Raw genomic sequence first — 16525 nt, 5'->3', positions numbered from 1 at the left:
AACATGCGAAGGTGGATCGGTGCTGCTGCTGTGCCCGTGCTGGTTCTCGCGGGAGGTGTGACACTCGCGGGAACCGCGGTGGCCCTTCCCGACACGGGTTCGGTCGCCGTGTCGAACGGCACCGACGCCCCGGTGACCTTCGAGGCCGACGGCACCACCTTCCACGGCAGCCTCCGCAACCCGGACGGAGCCGCGGTCGCCGCCGCACTGCTGCTCCCGGGCAGCGGCCCCACCGATCGCAACGGCAACCAGCCCGGCTTCGCGTCCGACACCCTGGTGCGCACCGCGGACGCACTCGCCGCCCACGGCATCGCGAGCCTGCGCTTCGACAAGATCGGGGCCGGTGAGACGGGTCTCGGGTCCTACACGGTCGAGACCATCGGCGAGTACGGCTTCACCGAGCAGGTCGACCACGCCGAGGCGGCGGTGCGTCTGCTCGCCGAACGCACCGGAGTCTCCCCCGAGGAGATCCTCGTCCTCGGACACAGCGAGGGTGCACTGACCGCCCTCGCACTCGCCGATCGCGGTATCGGAAGCGGCTTCGCACTTCTCGCTCCGCTGCCGATGCGCTACCTGGACCTGCTGACCGTCCAGCTGAATGCCGTGGTGGATTCCGGGCAGCTCGGCCCCGACGGCGAGGCGGTCCGGGCCGACCTGTCGCGTGCCGTCGAGTCGCTGCGGACGACCGGGGCCTTCCCCACCGATCTGCACCCGATCCTCGCGCAGTTCGGCATGAACCCCGCGAACGCGAAGTTCCTCTTCGAGTCCGACCAGCTCGACCCGGCCGTGCTTGCCGCGGAGCTGGCAGCCGACACCCCGGTGCTGCTCACCTGCTCCGACAAGGACCTGAACATCAGCTGTGCGCAGGTCGAGCCGCTGCGGGACGCCCTCGCCCACACCGACCTGCAGTTCGAGCACTTCACCACCGCGAATCACAGCCTCGAGGAGCTCGGCCCGTTGCAGCCCGGTCCGGCCGACCAGATGGCGCTGCTGCCCACCTCGTTCGAGTTCTCGGCGGCGATCGACGGCTGGGGGGCCGCACGCGGTCGCTGACTGTCGTGCTGCAGCTGATTGTCGTGGTGTAACTCGGGTATCCCGGGCGCATGACAGCACTGCACGCCGTGGCCCTGAACTGCACGCTCAAGCCGTCCCCCGCCGAGTCCAGCACCGACAAGATGGTGGCGCACGTGTTCGACGCACTGTCGAAGCACGACGTCAGCGTCGAAACCGTCCGAGTCGTCGACTTCGACGTCAAGCCCGGTGTCGAAGCCGACATGGGCGACGGGGATCAGTGGCCGGAGATCGTCGAGCGCATCGTCTCGGCCGACATCCTGCTCGTCGCCACACCGACCTGGGTGGGACACATGTCGAGCGTCGCCCAACGTGTCCTCGAGCGGCTCGATGCCGAACTGTCGAACACCGATGACGAGAACCGTCCACGCATGGTGGGCAAGGTCGGGATCGCCGCAGTCGTCGGCAACGAGGACGGCGCGCACAAGATCGTCGCCGACCTGTTCCAGAGTCTCAACGACATCGGTTTCTCGATCCCCGCGCAGGGCTCGACCTACTGGAACGGCGAGGCGATGTCGGGCACCGACTTCAAGGATCTCGACGAGATCCCCGAAGCGGTGCGCTCGACCACCGAATCCGTCGCCCGCAACGCCGTGCACCTGGCGACACTGTTGCGTCAGCGCCAGTACGCGCCCTACCCGGGATGAACCCGCCCGCCGGCCGGACGCCGACCGTCAGCGGCTGACGGCCTTCTGGTACCTGCGGATCGCGAACGGCACGAACACGATCAGCATCAACGCTGTCCACATCAGCGACGCGAGGACCGGATTCTGCAGGGGCCACACGTCGGGCGGCGGCACCATGGGATTGGTGTTGCCGAACAGTTCGCGGACCGCCTGCGTGACCGCCGAGATGGGATTCCACTCGGCGATGACGCGCAGCACCGTCGGCATCGACGACGGGTCGACGAACGTGTTGGCGATGAACGACAGCGGGAAGATCACCATGAAACTCGCGTTGTTGAAGACCTCCGGTGTGCGGATCCACATGCCGATCACGGCCATCACCCACGACAGAGCGTAGGCGAACAGCAGCAGCAACAGGTAGCCGGCGAGCGCCTCGCCCAGCGAGGTGTTGATCCGCCACCCCACGAGGAGACCGGTCAACGACATCACCACGAGGCTGAGCACGTTGATCAGCACGTCGGTGCTGGTACGGCCGATGAGTACCGCCGACGGGGCCATCGGCAGCGATCGGAACCGGTCGATGATGCCCTTCTGCAGGTCTTCGACCATCCCGAGGCCCGTCCAGGTGGACCCGAAGATGACCGTCTGGGTGAAGATGCCTGCGATGAGGAACTCCCGGTACGAGATGCCGGGGACGTCGATCGCACTGCCGAAGACGTAGGCGAACAACAGCACGAACATGATCGGCGACAGCGTCGTGAAGACCAGCAGATCCGGCACACGCTTGATCTTGATCATGTTGCGCTTGGCAATGGTCAGGCCGTCGGATGCGACCATCTCGAGTGTGTTCACGACACCGCCTCCTCGACCTTCTCGTCCGTCCCGCGACCGGTGAGCGTGAGGAACACGTCGTCGAGGGTCGGTTTCCGCAGAGCGACGTCGGAGACCCGGATGCCCGCGGCCGACAGCTTCCCCAGCGCCGTCACGAGCCCGTCGGTTCCGCCGCCCGAGTCGCCGCTGACCGGCACGGTGATGCGACCGGTGCTGCGCTCGACCCTGATCTCCCCAGCCGCCACCGATTCGAGCTCACGGACCGCTCGGTCTCGCTGGTCGGCGTCGGTCACGGCGAGTTCGATACGTTCGCCACCGACGCGGCTCTTGAGCTCGTCGGCCGTGCCGCGGGCGATGACCGCGCCCCGATCGATCACGACGATGTCGTCGGCGAGGCGTTCGGCCTCGTCCATGTACTGCGTCGTCAGCAACAGCGTCGTGCCGCGCTGTACGAGGGTGTCGATGACGTCCCACAACCCGAGGCGCGCCCGCGGATCGAGACCCGTCGTGGGTTCGTCGAGGAACAACACCGGAGGATCGGCGACGAGCGCACCGGCGAGATCGAGGCGGCGTCGCATACCGCCCGAATAACCCTTCACCGGGCGATCACCCGCTTCCTCGAGGTCGAACTGTTCGAGGAGCTCGCGGGCGCGGAGGCGACTCCGTTTGACGCCGAGGTGGTACAGCCGGCCGACCATCTCGAGGTTCTCGAACCCCGTGAGATATTCGTCGACCGCCGCGTACTGCCCCGACGCCCCGATCCGGGAACGAAGCTCCCGCGCCTCGGTGAGGACGTCGTATCCCGCCACTTCGGCGCGACCGGCATCGGGGACGAGCAGTGTCGTCAGCACCCGCACCGTGGTGGTCTTACCGGCGCCGTTGGGACCGAGCAGCGCGGTGACCGTCCCCTCCGGCACCCGCAGATCGACCCCGTCGAGCGCTCTGACCTGCCCGTATGTCTTGATCAGTCCTTCTGCAACTATGGCGTCGGCCATGAGTTTCTCCCTGACTGTGGTGGTGAGCACAGTGTGCACGAAGAGACCGACACGGTTCGACAGGTTTTCTCATCGCTCCGTCAGGCGGATCGCTCAGCCCGTCACCCGGGCGGCGTTGCCGGCATCGATCGGCAACACGGTGCCGGAGATGTGTGCGGACGCCTCGTCGGCGAAGAACAGGACCGCACGGGTGATCTCGGCCGGGTCGAGCCACGGCACCGGTTGTGCGTGCAGGGAGGCGAACACCGGGGCCACATCGTCGGCGGTCGGCTCTTCGAGGTCGGGCCGCAACATCCCGTAGAGCGCGTCGTTGTGGATCATCGGCGTGGAGATGTTGCCCGGGGCGACGGCGTTGACGGTGATGCCGTTCTGCGCGAGGTCCAGGGCCGCGCTCTTCGTCAGGCCGATCACGCCCCATTTCGACGCCGCATATGCGGCCATGTTGGTGTTGCCCGCTCGGCCGAGCATCGACGACACCGTGACGATGCGACCGTAGTCACGCTCGATCATCCCGGGCGCGACCGCGGCGACGGTGTTGAACACCCCGGTGAGATTGGACGAGATCGCTTCGTCCCACATCTGTTGCGGCATCCGGTGCACCGGTGCCGCCACCGACACCCCGGCATTGGCGACCGCGATGTCGATCCGCCCGAGTTCGGCGTGAGCACGGGCAACCAGAGCGTCCATCGCCGGACGGTCGGCGGTGTCGAGTGTCGCCGAGACGACCCGGCGACCGGTCGCCTCGACGAGTCGCACCGTCTCCGCCAGGTCCTCCTCGGTCGCCAGCGGATATCCCACCACCGGTGAGTCGGAGCACCGGTCGCAGACGACCACGTCGGCCCCTGCTTCGGCGAATGCGACGGCGTGCGAGCGTCCTTGGCCTCGCGCCGCTCCCGTCACGAATGCGACCCTGCCCTCGAAACCCATCATGACGTCCTTCCGTCGGCGCGTGATCGCCTCCCTTGTACCGCGCCGGGAGAGAGGACAGGTGAGTAAGTCCCGGACAGCGGACGTGTCCGGGAACCAGACGAAGATCAGAGTCCGGTCCGGACCTTCACTCGTCCCTGCTCGACGGCCTCGTGCAGCGCCTGCAGGTCGCGTTCGTTGCGGTCGGCGTAGGACACCGCGAACGACGAGAGCGCCTCGTCGAACTCCTCGTCGGTGCCGAGATAGGCAGCCAGCGCGATCCGGTCGCCGGCCCGGGCGTGGGCATAGGCGAGGACCCGGCCGCAGAGTCGGCCGTAGAGTTTCATGCCCTTGGGCACCATCTCCTCGATCACCGCCGAACCCTTGCCGTCGCGGAGTTGGCGTATGTAGAAGTCCCGGTTCACGCCGTCGGCTCCGGCACCCTGCTGCCAGCCGAGGAAGATGTCGCTCGCGGACTGCATCAGCCGCTGACCGTTGACGACGCGTTCGCCCTCGTTCCGGAAGGTCGGACCGTCGACGTAGTACGACAGCACCGACCGCTGGGCCTCCTTCGCCTGGAGGAACAACGGATCGTCGTCGTCCGCACCCCGCAGCAGGAGGATCCACGCCCGCGTGCCGACGCTGCCCACTCCGACGACCTTCCGCGCGGCCTGGACCAGTTCGAACTGTTCGAGGAGGACCCGGCGGTCCCACTGCAGCGTCGCCCGGTACGAGCGGACACGGTCGTGCAGTTCGTCGTAGATCGCTTCGGCGTCGAGGTCGGCGAAGACCTCTTCGACGGGCACGATGAGCGGCGGGTCGCTGATGATCCGGCGGCGGCCGTCGGCGACGGTGGTGAGTTTCTCCAGCGCCTGGAGACTGTCGCGCCGTGAGGCCTTTTCGAGCGCCTTGCGGGTGCGCTTCTCCATCCGGGTGGTCAGCTTGTCGCCGAGCTCCGCCATCTCGGTGGTGGGATCGAGATGCGCGTAGCGCACCGCCATGTTCCCGAGTTGCGCCTGTCTGCAGATGGTCTCGCGGTACTCCGCCGCACATGCGCGGGTGATCTTCCGGCGTTCCTTCGCGGTGAACCCGTTGTCGCGACCGGCGATCTCGAGGCTCGCGACCAGACGCTTGACGTCCCATTCGAACGGTCCCGGATAGGTCTCGTCGAAGTCGTTGACGTCGAAGGCCGTTCTGCGTTCCGGGGTAGCGAACAGACCGAAATTGCTCGCGTGGGCGTCGCCGCACAGTTGCGTGTGCAGACCGCTGTTCGGTGTGCGCGACAGGTCGTCGGCCATCACGAGCGCGGCGCCGCGGTAGAACGCGAACGCCGATGTCGCCATGCGGCCGTAACGCACCGGGACGAGCTGCGGAACGCGGGTCTGCGCCTGACTCTCGAGCAGGGCGATCGGATCCCGGGACGACTTTCCGAGTTCGGCGAGCGACTCGACGGGAGTGACCCTCCGAGCGGCGAGACCGTTCTGGACCCGCTGTTCGCGGGTCGGATGCACGACATGCCCGTCCGTGACCGACACGGGTCCTCCCACAAGGTCCCACCGGAATGTGAGCCCTCATCGTAGGCACGCCCGCCCGTCGGTGGGAGGGAAACGGCGTCAGGACCGCGACAGCACCAGACCCGAGGTCGGAACTCCTGTTCCTGCCGTGACCAGGACGTGGCCGACGTCGTCGACCTGGTTGACGGCCGTGCCGCGGATCTGCCGGACGCCCTCGGCGATGCCGTTCATGCCGTGGATGTAGGCCTCGCCGAGCTGACCGCCGTGGGTGTTGATCGGCAGCCGCCCACCCACCTGGATGCCGTCGGCGACGAAGTCCTTGGCCTCTCCGCGTTCGCAGAATCCGAGTTCTTCGAGCTGCATGAGCACGTACGGGGTGAAGTGGTCGTAGAGCACCGCCGTGGCGATGTCCTGCGGTCCGATGCCCGCCTGCTCCCACAGTTGGTCGCCGACGATCCCCATCTCCGGCAGGCCCGTGAGCCCGTCGCGGTAGTAGCTGGTCATGATGTACTGGTCGGGGCCGCTCCCCTGCGCCGCGGCCGCGATCACCGCCGGGGTCTGCTTCAGGTCCTTCGCCCGCTCGGCGCTGGTGACGACGATGGCGACGCCGCCGTCCGATTCCTGGCAACAGTCGAGCAGGTGCAGCGGCTCGGCGATCCATCGCGAGTTCTGGTGGTCCTCGAGCGTGATCGGCTTACCGTGGAAGAACGCCTTCGGGTTGGTCGCGGCGTGGGCCCGATCGGCGACCGCCACGGCGCCGAAGTCGGCGCTCGTCGCCCCGGAGACGTGCATGTAGCGTTGCGCGACCATCGCGACGAACGAGGCCGGTGTGCTCAGCCCGTGCGGGTAGGAGAACGCGTTGTCGGTGCCCGACGAATTCACCTGCGCGGCAAGGGCGGTGTTGACCTGTCCGTACCGCGCGCCGGACCGCTCGTTGAATGCCCGGTACGCGACCACCACGTCGGCCACGCCGGTCGCGACGGCCATCGCCGCCTGCTGCACCGTCGCGCACGCCGCACCGCCGCCGTAGTGGATGCGGGAGAAGAACTTCAGATGAGGTATCCCCACCGAACGGGCCACGGCCACTTCGGTGTTGGTGTCCATCGTGAACGAGACCAGACCGTCGGCGTCGGCCGGGGTCAGTCCCGCGTCGTCGAGGGCGGCGCGCACCGCCTCGGCCGCGAGACGGAGTTCGCTGCGGCCGGAGTCCTTCGAGAAGTCGGTCGCGCCGATGCCGACGATCGCCGCTGCACCCGACAGGCCGCTCATGCGGTGCCTCCGATCACGAAAGTGGCTGTGGCCGTGATGTGCTTGCCCAGACTGTTGGTACCGGTGATGTCGACGGTGACCAGTCCGCCCTCGACGGATGCAACGGTGCCCGAGAGGGTCAGGGTGTCGTAGGCGTACCAGGGCACACCCAGTCTCAGCGAGATCGACTTCACCACCGCGCGGGGGCCGGCCCAGTCGGTGACGTAGCGCTGCACGAGTCCGGTGTCGGTGAGGATGTTGACGAAGATGTCCTTCGATCCGCGCTGCTGCGCCTTGTCGCGGTCGTGGTGCACGTCCTGGAAGTCGCGTGTGGCCAGGGCCGTCGACACGATGAAGGTGGGATCGGCGTGGATCTCGAGGGAGGGCAGGCTCTCGCCCGTCGTGACGGTCGGGGTGCTCACACGTCCTCCTCGATCGACTTCCAGGCGTACAGGGTCCACGGCTGCCCACCGGTCTCGTCGTCGCCGGGGAAATCGAGGAAGGTGACCTCGACCGGCATCCCGATGCGTACCTGCCCGGGTTCGACGTCGCGGAGTTCACCGAGCATCCGGACACCCTCGTCGAGTTCGACGAGTGCGACGACGAAGGGCACCTGCCGCCCCGGCACCTCGGGTGCATGGTGGACGACGAAGCTGAACACCGTTCCGCGACCGGAGGATACGACGTAGTCGGTGGTCTCCGACTTGTCGAGCCAGAGCGCCGGGACGGGTGGGTGCTGCAGGGTGCCGTCGGGGCGTCGCTGGATGCGCAGTTCGTGGGCGGCCACACCGTCCCAGAAGAACTGCGTGTCGCGGGAGACGGACGGGCGGAGCATCCGGGTGGGGTCGAGATCGTCGGGAACCGTGGAGGCGGGCCGGTCCTGCGGCGTCTCTGCGCTCTCGTCCTTCGACGGCGGCGCGAACTTCAGGATGCGGAAGAGCATCTCGGCGACGACTTCGTCGCCGACCTTCCACAGGTTGCGGGTGGTGAAGAACCAGCCCTCCCCGAGCCCGGTCCGCTTCGGGCCGACGACGTCCTCGAGGGTGGATTCGATCGTCACCTGCTCGCCGTGGCGCAGGTAGCGGTGGTAGATCTGGTCGCAGTTGGTGGCGACCACCGAGGTGTAGCCGGCGTCGTCGAGGATCTGCGTCATCCGGCCGAGCGGGTCGTCCTTCTCGCGTTCGGCGCCGAGGCCGCGCATCGTCCACACCTGCGCCATCGCGGGCGGGGCCACGAGACCGCCGTGACCGGCCGCGATCGCCGCGGTTTCGTCGGTGTAGATCGGGTTGTCGTCGCCGATCGCCTCGAGCCAGTTGCGGATCATCGGCATGTTCACCGGATCGCGCCCGGGTCGCGGCGCGGACGGGCCGTCGCCGCGTACCTTCTCGGCAGCCTGCAGGATCTCCTCGGGGGTCTTCCCCGGAACATCTCGTGTCCCCGAATGTCGTGTCACCGCATTCTCCTGCATCACCGAATTCTCCTGTGTCACCGAGGTACCCGCGGCATGCCCAGACCGGCGGTGGCGATCAGTTCGCGCATCACCTCGTTGACGCCACCACCGAAGGTGATGACGACATTGCGTTTGGCCATCATGTCGAGCCAGCGGAGCAGATCGGCGGTGTCGTCGTCGGCCGGATCACCGAAGGCACCGACGATTTCCTCGGCTAGGCGACCGACGCGCTGGATCCGCTCGGTGGCGAACACCTTGGTCGCCGAGGCGTCGGCGATGTCCACGGCGTCGTTGCTGCTCGCCGCGACCTGCCAGTTGAGCAGTTCGTTGAGTCGCCAGGTCGCGTGGATCTCGCCGAGTGCGCGTCGCACCTCGGGACGGTCCTGGAGTTCGTGGGCGCGGACCCACTCGACGAGCCGGTCGTAGATGCCGGCGACGCGACCGGCCGGGCCGAGCATGACGCGTTCGTGGTTGAGCTGGGTGGTGATGAGCTTCCACCCCTTGTTCTCCTCGCCGACGAGCATCTCGACGGGAACGCGCACGTCGCTGTAGTAGGTGGCGTTGACGTGGTGGGCACCGTCGCACGTGATGATCGGGGTCCAGCTGAAGCCGGGATCCTTGGTGTCGACGATGAGCACGGAGATGCCGCGGTGACGCGACTCGGCGGGGCCGGTGCGGACGGCGAGCCAGATGTAGTCGGCGTCGTGTCCCCCGGTGGTGAAGATCTTCTGCCCGTTGACGATGTAGTGGTCGCCGTCGCGGACCGCCGTGGTGCGCAGAGCCGCGAGGTCGGTACCGGCCTCGGGTTCGGAGTAGCCGATCGCGAAGTGCACCTCACCGGCGAGGATGGCAGGCAGGAACTTCCGCTTCTGCTCGTCGGTGCCGTAGACCTGCAGGGTCGGGCCGACGGTCTGCAGGGTGACGCTCGGCAACGGCACGTCGGCGCGGACGGCCTCGTTGGCGAAGATCTGCTGTTCCACGTCGCCGAAGCCGCGGCCGCCGAACTCGACGGGCCAGCCGACGCCGAGCCAACCGTCTTTGCCCATGCGACGCACGACCTCGCGGTAGGTGGGGCCGTGCCGCTCCGTGCGCATGATCGCGGCCTCCTCGGGTGAGACGAGGCTGCCGAAGTAGCGCCGCAGTTCGGCCTGCAGGGCGCGCTGGTCGTCGGTCAGATCGATGAACACCGGGCCCCCACGAGGTCGAGTCGGTACGAAGCGCCGCCGAGCAACCGGGCGAGGTCCTTGGCGGTCGACGAGTACTTGTGCAGCGGATAGGTCTCGTCCACCCCGACGCCGCCGTGCAGATGGTGCAGCACCCGCATCGCCGGTGGCAGTTCGGCGGCGATCCAGTAGGCGGTGACGTCGAGATCGTCCGCGGCGTCGAGACCTTCGGCCAGGCGCCAGACCGACGACAGCGCCGCGACGTGCAGGGTGCGGGCGGTGACGTAGACGTCGGCGATCTGCTGTGCGACGGCCTGGAAGGTCGCGAGCGGCTTGCCGAACTGATGCCGCTCGCTGACGTGCTTCGCGGTGAGTTCGGTCGCCCCGGAGAGCAGTCCGTCGGCGAAGGCCGCCACGGCGGCGAGCGCGATCCGGTGGAGCGTCACCACGGCGTCGGCGCCGGATCCGGCGAGCAGGACACCCACGACGCCGTCGGCGCGCACCGAGAACTCGGGAGAGCCGGTCGAGGTGGGGCTCGGACGCAGGCTCACACCCGCGGCGTCGGGAGCCACCGCGACCACCCCCGCGTCGGTGGGCAGCAGCACCACGCGTGCCCGATCGGCGTAGGGCACGGCGACGAACGAACCGGTGACCGCGTGGCCCCCGTCGGTGGCGATCGCCGTGGCGGCCGGCCGCTCCGGGAAGGCACGCCCCGGTTCGCCGAGCGCGGCGGTGAGCACGGCCCCTTCGGCGACGCCGGCGAGCAGGTCGTCCTGCTGCTGTTCGGAGGCGAGCGCGAGGATCGGCAGGACGCCCAGGCCGAGGGTGGCGAGCGCCGGGGTCTGCGCGGCTCCGCGTCCGATCTCGGTGAGCACGGTGGCGACTTCTCCGAATCCGAGGCCCGATCCGCCGAGACGCTCCGGCAGGGCGAGCGAGAGCAGGTCGGCGTCGGCCAGCGCGGCCCACAACGCGTCGTCGGTGAGGCCGCGTTTCAGGAGACCGGCCGCCACACCGGCGATCTCCTCCTGTGTCTCGTCACGTGCGAAGTCCACCGTCACCCACCTTCGAATAGAACGTGTTCTAGTTGTAGCACTACGGGGCGCCACGCGGAAGGACCGCTCAGTCGCGCGGCAAGCCCAGGAGCCGCTCGGCCGCCACGGTGAGCAGGATCTGCTCGGTTCCGCCGGCGATCGTCAGACAGCGGGTGTTGAGGAACTCCCGGGTGAGCGGACCTTCCACCCAGCCGGCCTCGCCCGCGAGATCCATGGCGAGCTCGGCGGTGTCCTGCCGCTGCCGCACACCGATGAGCTTGCGAACGCTGGACGCGGCGCCCGGATCCTGACCTTCGAGCTGCGCGAGGGTTGCCCGCAGATCCAGGAGCGAACCGACCGTCGCCTCCCCGATCTGCGTCGCGATGCGGTCCTCGGCGACAGGATCACCGGGGGTCGACAGCTCGAGCAGTTCCTCGATGCGCGGCCCCAGCGACGACTTGCCGCCCATCGCGACGCGTTCGTTGGCGAGGGTCGTGCGGGCCAGCTTCCAGCCGTCGCCGAGATTGCCGACCACGCAGTCGTCCGGCACGAAGACCGAATCGAGGAAGACCTCGTTGAACAGCGCGTCGCCGGTGATCTCACGCAGCGGCGAGATCGTGATGCCCGCCGACTTCATGTCGACGAGGAAGTACGTGATGCCCTTGTGCTTGGGGACGTCGCGGTCGGTGCGGGCCAGGCAGATCGCCCAGTCCGCCTGCTGCGCGAGCGAGGTCCACACCTTCTGCCCGCGCAACACCCATCCGCCGTCGACCTTCTCGGCACTCGTGCGCAGTGCCGCCAGGTCCGAGCCGGCACCGGGTTCGGAGAACAGCTGACACCAGACCACGTCGCCGCGCAGGGTGGGCATGACGAAACGCTCGATCTGCTCGGGTGTTCCGTGTTCGAGGACGGTCGGAACCGCCCACCAGCCGATCACGAGGTCGGGACGTTCGATACCGACGGCGGCGAGCTCCTCCTGGACGACGAGCTGTTCGGCGGCACCGGCTCCGCGACCGTAGGGCGGCGGCCAGTGCGGCGCGAGCAGACCCGACTCGGCGAGAGCGACACGGCGCTCGGATTCGGGTGCAGCGGTGATCTTCTCGACCTCCGCACGGATCCGTACGCGCTCCTCCTCGCGATCGGACAGGTCGATACCGAGGTGACGGCGCGCGCCGTCGCGGACCAGGGTCGTCAGCCGCGACCGCCACGCGGTGGAACCGCCGAGCACCTGGCGGGTGGCGACCGCGCGGCGAAGATAGAAGTGCGCGTCGTGTTCCCACGTGAACCCGATGCCACCGAGCACCTGGATCGCATCCTTGGCGGTCTGCACCGCTGCGTCGAGTGCGACCGCCGCGGCGGCGGCCGCCGCGATCGGCAGTTCGTCGGGCTGCGCGTCGACGGTGACCGCCGCATCCCAGGCCACCGCCCGGATCTTCTCGGTGCGGCAGAGCATTTCGGCGCAGATGTGCTTGACGGCCTGGAACGAACCGATCGGTTTCCCGAACTGCTCGCGGATCTTCGCATACTCGACAGCGGTGCTCAGCGCCCAACCGGCGAGACCGGCCAGCTCCGCGGCGGCGAGGCCGGCAGTGAGGTCGCGCACGAAGCCGGCCGGGACGGTCGCGATCCGATCGGTCGAGACCGTCGCGCCGTCGATGCGGACGCGGGCCACCGCGCGGGAGGCGTCGATGGTCTCGAGCGGTTCGATGTGCAGACCCGGATCGTCGGCCTCGACGAGCGCCCAGCTCTCGACGGCCGGATCACCCTCGCCGTCGACACGCACGAGCACGGCGATTCCGGCTTCGGCACCCACGGCCGGTCCGGCCTCACCGCGCAGCAGGAATCCGTCACCCGCCGACTCCGCGGTCACGGCCGAGTCGAGAGCGAGCGCGGTGGGGACCTCGCCCTCGGCGAGCCGCTCCGTCGTCTTGGCGACGGTCTCACCGGCGCGGCCGAACACGAGGGCCGCCACGGCGGTCGTCAGGACCGGGCCCGGCGCGAGTTCGCAGGCGGCCTGCTCGAGCATGACGGCCAGGTCCACGGTGGTCGCGCCGAGACCGCCCGCCTCCTCCGGGACGGCGACGCCGAAGATTCCGAGTTCTGCGAGGGAGGACCAGCCGTCGCGCCACGTCGCGTCGCCTGCGCGACGTATCGTCGACATGGGATCTACGGCACGTGACCAGGCCTGGACAGACGCCTGGACGGCCCGCTGCTCCTCGGTCGTGGCGATACTCACAGCGGTTTCCGCCCTTCCGAATGACATCATTGCTAGAACGTGTTCTAATATGACACCGATTCAGAGTCAAGGCGTGAGGAAACGAATCTATGGCCACCCCGTCCCGCTCCCGTGCCAACGGACACGGAACTCTGACCGCCCTCACCGAGGACGATCTCAGTTCCAATGCCCAGAAGGAACGGCGCAAGCGGATTCTCGACGCCACCCTGGCGCTCGCGTCCAAGGGTGGTTACGAGGCCGTGCAGATGCGGGCGGTGGCAGAACGCGCGGACGTCGCGGTCGGCACCCTCTACCGGTACTTCCCGTCCAAGGTCCACCTGCTGGTCTCCGCCCTCGGCCGTGAATTCGCCCGCATCGAGGGCAAGGGCCGGATCCCACCCGGCCACAGCCCCCTCGAGCGCATGCACCTCATCCTGAGTCTGATCACCAAGGCCATGCAGCGCGATCCCCTGCTCACCGAGGCCATGACGCGGGCGTTCATGTTTGCCGACGCCTCCGCCGCCGCCGAGGTCGACCAGGTGGGCACCCTCATGGACCGGTTGTTCGCGCGGGCCATGAACGACGGCGAACCCACCGAGGAAGAGCTCGCCATCGCGCGCGTCATCAGCGACGTGTGGCTGTCGAATCTCGTCGCCTGGCTCACGCGCCGTTCGTCGGCCACCGATGTCGCCCGCCGGCTCGAACTGACCGTGGATCTGCTGCTCGGCGACGGCTCACGAGCACCGAAGACGGTCGCGTCGGAAGCATGACGGCGCTCGCGCCGCAAGCCTGACGTCCGATCCGCCGCGTCCTGTAACCGGAAACACGTGGTCGGAATGCACACCGGGTCGGATTCGTGCCCCACTCTGACCTAACGTGGATCAGGTGAGTGCCCACGATCTTCCGATTGACCTTCGACGTGCTCTGGTGGCTGTCGCGCGGACGCCTCGTCTGCTCGTGGCAACCGACTACGACGGCACCATCTCCCCTATCGTGAGCGACCCCGAGAAGGCCTACCCGCACGACGATGCGGTGCGGGCGCTGCGGGGCCTCGCCGCTCTGCCGTCGACGGCCGCTGCCGTCATCTCGGGACGCGCTCTCAAGGATCTCGCCGCTCTGTCGCGTTTGCCGGTCGAGGTCAAACTCGTCGGCAGCCACGGCTCCGAGTTCGACATCGGATTCGTGCACGAGATCGATCCCGACGCCAGGGACCTCCTCGCCACGATCGTCGAGGGACTGCACTCGGTGGCATCCCGGTTCGACGGCGTGCGGGTGGAGGCCAAGCCCGCGAGCGCCGCGCTGCACGTGCGCAACGCCGCTCCCGCCGATGCCGAGCAGGCCCTCGACCTCGTACGGAACGACCTCGCACTCCGGCCGGGCGTGCAGGTCACCGAGGGCAAGGCCGTGATCGAGTTGTCCGTGGTGCCCACCGACAAGGGCAAGGCACTCGACGTCATCCGGCACCAGGAAGCTGCCACCGCAGCGGTCTTCTTCGGCGACGACGTGACCGACGAGAAGGCCTTCCGCTCACTGCAGGGGCCGGACGTCGGTGTGAAGATCGGCGACGGCGACACCGCCGCCGAGTACCGCGTCCGCACCAGCGAAGAGGTCATCGCCGCGCTCGCGTTCCTGCTCGAGGAACGTCGCACGTGGCTGTCCGGTGCCCATGTCGCGCCGATCGAACGTCTGACGATGCTCGCGAGCCCCCGCTCGAAGGCGCTCGTGACCCCCGACGGCACGATCACCTGGCTGTGCCACCCCGAACCCGATTCCGCGGCGGTGTTCGCCCATCTCCTCGGCGGCGACGCCGCGGGTCATTTCACCATCGGTCCGACCCGCCAGGCACTGCCTCTCAGCCAGCGCTACGTCGACTCGACGATGACGGTGGTGACCCGGTGGGCGTCGCTCGCGGTGATCGACTACCTCCCGCACGATGTCGAGGCCGGTCGCACCGACCTGACCCGCGTGATCACCGGGCGCGCGAGCGCGGTGGTGACCTTCGCGCCGCGACCGGAGTTCGGGCAGGGCCAGGTCACCCTCGAGGTCGAGGACGACGGCATCCGCGTGATGGGCTTCAACGAGCCCTACGTCCTTCGCTCCCCCGGTGTGCGGTGGGACATCACGACCGACGGGGTGCACCAGACGGCCCACGCCGTGGTCGATCCCACCGAGAACGACATCATCCTCGAACTCCGTTGTGGTACTGATGATCTCGACGAGCACTCTGCGCCGGAGGTCGAGCGCCGGGCACAGTCCGAGGCCTACTGGCACACGTGGGCGTCCCGCCTCGAGCTGCCGCCGCTCAAGCCCGATCTCATGAAGCGTTCGGCGCTCACCCTGCGCGGACTGGTCCACGGACCGACGGGATCGATCCTCGCCGCAGCGACCACCTCGCTCCCCGAGGAGATCGGCGGTGTCCGCAACTGGGACTACCGCTACTGCTGGCTGCGCGACGCCGCGCTCACGGCGCAGGCGCTCGTGCGGGTCGGATCGCTCGAGGAGGCCGAGAACTATCTCGACTGGGTCCACCGCGTCCTCGAGACGGTGCCCGGCCCCGAACGCCTGCACCCGCTGTACACGCTCGCCGGCGGACCGCTCCCGCCCGAGGCCGTGATCGACTCGCTTCCCGGATACGCCGGTTCGCGGCCCGTGCGGGTCGGCAATGCGGCGAACCAGCAGGTGCAGCTCGACGTCTTCGGCCCGATCGTCGACCTGATCTCCGATCTCGCGCACAGCCGCGAGGCACTCGGCGTGCCCCACGACCGGGCCCTCACCGACCGCGACTGGGAACTCGTCTGCTCGATGGTCACCGCGGTCGAACGGCGCTGGTTCGAGCCGGACCACGGCATCTGGGAAATCCGCCACGCGCCCCGTCACCACGTGTACTCGAAGGTCATGGGGTGGCTGACCGTCGACCGGGCGCTGACGCTCGCCGAGAAGTTCGGCCGAACCGCCGGCGAGGGCTGGGCAGCGCTGCGCGACGAAATCGCCGAGGAGGTCACCGAGAAGGGCTGGAACGACGAGGTTCAGTCGTTCACCTCGGCCTACGACGGCACCGATCTCGACGCGGCCACCCTGTTCATCGGCCTCACCGGACTCGTCGACCCGCAGGACGAGCGGTTCCGGGCGACCGTGCAGGCCACCGAACGGGAGTTGCGCAGCGGCGCGACCGTCTACCGCTATCACAGCGACGACGGCCTGCCGGGCGCCGAAGGTGGCTTCCACCTGTGCGCGGCGTGGCTGGTCGCGGCCTACCTGCTGGTCGGGCAGCGCAACGACGCCGAGGCGCTGTTCGCGCAGCTGGTCGCGGCGGCCGGACCGACCGGCCTGCTCAGCGAGGAGTACGACCCCGTCGCGGAGCGTGCGCTGGGCAACCACCCGCAGGCGTACAGCCACATCGGTCTGCTGCGCTGTGCGCAGCTGCTGTCGGGCGCGAAGGCCATGGGCGACCGGGACCGCTGAGCTACGGTCCCAG

The 16525-nt window shown here is 68.6% G+C and carries 14 protein-coding genes; 4 read left to right on the top strand and 10 right to left on the bottom strand.

All coding sequences use genetic code 11. From position 1 onward, the window contains the following. The first annotated feature begins 3 nt into the window (after positions 1–3). Positions 4–1053 (top strand): alpha/beta hydrolase family protein, encoded by a 1050-nt coding sequence (locus ACNJ7K_RS18925; RefSeq protein ID WP_487042057.1) that lies wholly within the window; start codon positions 4–6, stop codon positions 1051–1053. Positions 1054–1103: 50 nt separating this feature from the next. Next, positions 1104–1718 carry a flavodoxin family protein gene (locus ACNJ7K_RS18920; protein ID WP_019290163.1) on the top strand — a complete coding sequence of 205 codons (615 nt, stop codon included), beginning with the start codon at positions 1104–1106 and terminating at the stop codon, positions 1716–1718. Between the two features lie 27 nt (positions 1719–1745). On the opposite strand, the gene ACNJ7K_RS18915 is transcribed toward ACNJ7K_RS18920, so the two are convergent. From ACNJ7K_RS18915 to ACNJ7K_RS18870, 10 genes are all read right to left on the bottom strand, one after another. Then, complete coding sequence (locus ACNJ7K_RS18915) at positions 1746–2534, bottom strand: ABC transporter permease (RefSeq protein WP_172415019.1); 789 nt, start codon at positions 2532–2534, stop codon at positions 1746–1748. A gap of 11 nt (positions 2535–2545) precedes the next feature. Beyond that, positions 2546–3523: an ATP-binding cassette domain-containing protein gene (locus tag ACNJ7K_RS18910; protein WP_455408029.1), complete on the bottom strand. Its 978-nt coding sequence runs from the start codon at positions 3521–3523 to the stop codon at positions 2546–2548. A gap of 93 nt (positions 3524–3616) precedes the next feature. After that, on the bottom strand, positions 3617–4453 hold the full coding sequence (locus ACNJ7K_RS18905) for a mycofactocin-coupled SDR family oxidoreductase (RefSeq protein WP_172415016.1): 837 nt from the start codon (positions 4451–4453) through the stop codon (positions 3617–3619). Between the two features lie 104 nt (positions 4454–4557). Further along, positions 4558–5964 carry a DUF2252 domain-containing protein gene (locus ACNJ7K_RS18900; protein ID WP_487042056.1) on the bottom strand — a complete coding sequence of 469 codons (1407 nt, stop codon included), beginning with the start codon at positions 5962–5964 and terminating at the stop codon, positions 4558–4560. A 78-nt stretch (positions 5965–6042) separates the two neighbouring features. Further along, complete coding sequence (locus ACNJ7K_RS18895) at positions 6043–7212, bottom strand: lipid-transfer protein (protein WP_487042055.1); 1170 nt, start codon at positions 7210–7212, stop codon at positions 6043–6045. Next, positions 7209–7613, bottom strand: coding sequence for a MaoC family dehydratase (locus ACNJ7K_RS18890; protein WP_159416811.1), 405 nt, complete (start codon positions 7611–7613; stop codon positions 7209–7211). Before ACNJ7K_RS18890 ends, ACNJ7K_RS18895 begins: the two co-directional genes overlap by 4 nt. Beyond that, positions 7610–8659 carry a bifunctional MaoC family dehydratase N-terminal/OB-fold nucleic acid binding domain-containing protein gene (locus ACNJ7K_RS18885; protein ID WP_487042093.1) on the bottom strand — a complete coding sequence of 350 codons (1050 nt, stop codon included), beginning with the start codon at positions 8657–8659 and terminating at the stop codon, positions 7610–7612. Before ACNJ7K_RS18885 ends, ACNJ7K_RS18890 begins: the two co-directional genes overlap by 4 nt. Before the next feature lie 17 nt (positions 8660–8676). Next, on the bottom strand, positions 8677–9828 hold the full coding sequence (locus tag ACNJ7K_RS18880; RefSeq protein ID WP_159416813.1) for an acyl-CoA dehydrogenase family protein: 1152 nt from the start codon (positions 9826–9828) through the stop codon (positions 8677–8679). Beyond that, complete coding sequence (locus ACNJ7K_RS18875) at positions 9813–10856, bottom strand: acyl-CoA dehydrogenase family protein (RefSeq protein WP_487042054.1); 1044 nt, start codon at positions 10854–10856, stop codon at positions 9813–9815. The genes ACNJ7K_RS18880 and ACNJ7K_RS18875 overlap by 16 nt, the downstream gene beginning before the upstream one ends. Positions 10857–10923: 67 nt before the next feature. Further along, on the bottom strand, positions 10924–13071 hold the full coding sequence (locus ACNJ7K_RS18870; protein WP_487042053.1) for an acyl-CoA dehydrogenase family protein: 2148 nt from the start codon (positions 13069–13071) through the stop codon (positions 10924–10926). 89 nt (positions 13072–13160) lie between these two features. Here ACNJ7K_RS18870 and kstR point away from each other — a divergent pair, with 89 nt between their 5' ends. Together kstR and otsB are read left to right on the top strand one after the other, a co-directional pair. Then, positions 13161–13820 (top strand): cholesterol catabolism transcriptional regulator KstR, encoded by a 660-nt coding sequence (gene kstR, locus ACNJ7K_RS18865; RefSeq protein WP_145692932.1) that lies wholly within the window; start codon positions 13161–13163, stop codon positions 13818–13820. Positions 13821–13935: 115 nt separating this feature from the next. Beyond that, positions 13936–16512, top strand: coding sequence for a trehalose-phosphatase (gene otsB / locus ACNJ7K_RS18860; protein ID WP_487042052.1), 2577 nt, complete (start codon positions 13936–13938; stop codon positions 16510–16512). The last annotated feature ends 13 nt before the right edge of the window (positions 16513–16525 follow it).

It is taken from the genome of Rhodococcus shunpengi (assembly GCF_048381395.1).
Classification (GTDB): Bacteria; Actinomycetota; Actinomycetes; order Mycobacteriales; family Mycobacteriaceae; genus Rhodococcus.
The sequence above is the reverse complement of the archived record's forward strand: the minus strand, read 5'-3'. Positions and strand labels throughout refer to the sequence as shown.

Bases quoted from the DNA above. Each gene is read 5' to 3' on its own strand.
- ACNJ7K_RS18925 (WP_487042057.1), top strand. From the start codon at position 4: ATGCGAAGGTGGATCGGTGCTGCTGCTGTGCCCGTGCTGGTTCTCGCG.
- ACNJ7K_RS18920 (WP_019290163.1), top strand. From the start codon at position 1,104: ATGACAGCACTGCACGCCGTGGCCCTGAACTGCACGCTCAAGCCGTCC.
- ACNJ7K_RS18915 (WP_172415019.1), bottom strand. From the start codon at position 2,534: ATGGTCGCATCCGACGGCCTGACCATTGCCAAGCGCAACATGATCAAG.
- ACNJ7K_RS18910 (WP_455408029.1), bottom strand. From the start codon at position 3,523: ATGGCCGACGCCATAGTTGCAGAAGGACTGATCAAGACATACGGGCAG.
- ACNJ7K_RS18905 (WP_172415016.1), bottom strand. From the start codon at position 4,453: ATGATGGGTTTCGAGGGCAGGGTCGCATTCGTGACGGGAGCGGCGCGA.
- ACNJ7K_RS18895 (WP_487042055.1), bottom strand. From the start codon at position 7,212: ATGAGCGGCCTGTCGGGTGCAGCGGCGATCGTCGGCATCGGCGCGACC.
- ACNJ7K_RS18885 (WP_487042093.1), bottom strand. From the start codon at position 8,659: ATGCAGGAGAATGCGGTGACACGACATTCGGGGACACGAGATGTTCCG.
- kstR (WP_145692932.1), top strand. From the start codon at position 13,161: ATGGCCACCCCGTCCCGCTCCCGTGCCAACGGACACGGAACTCTGACC.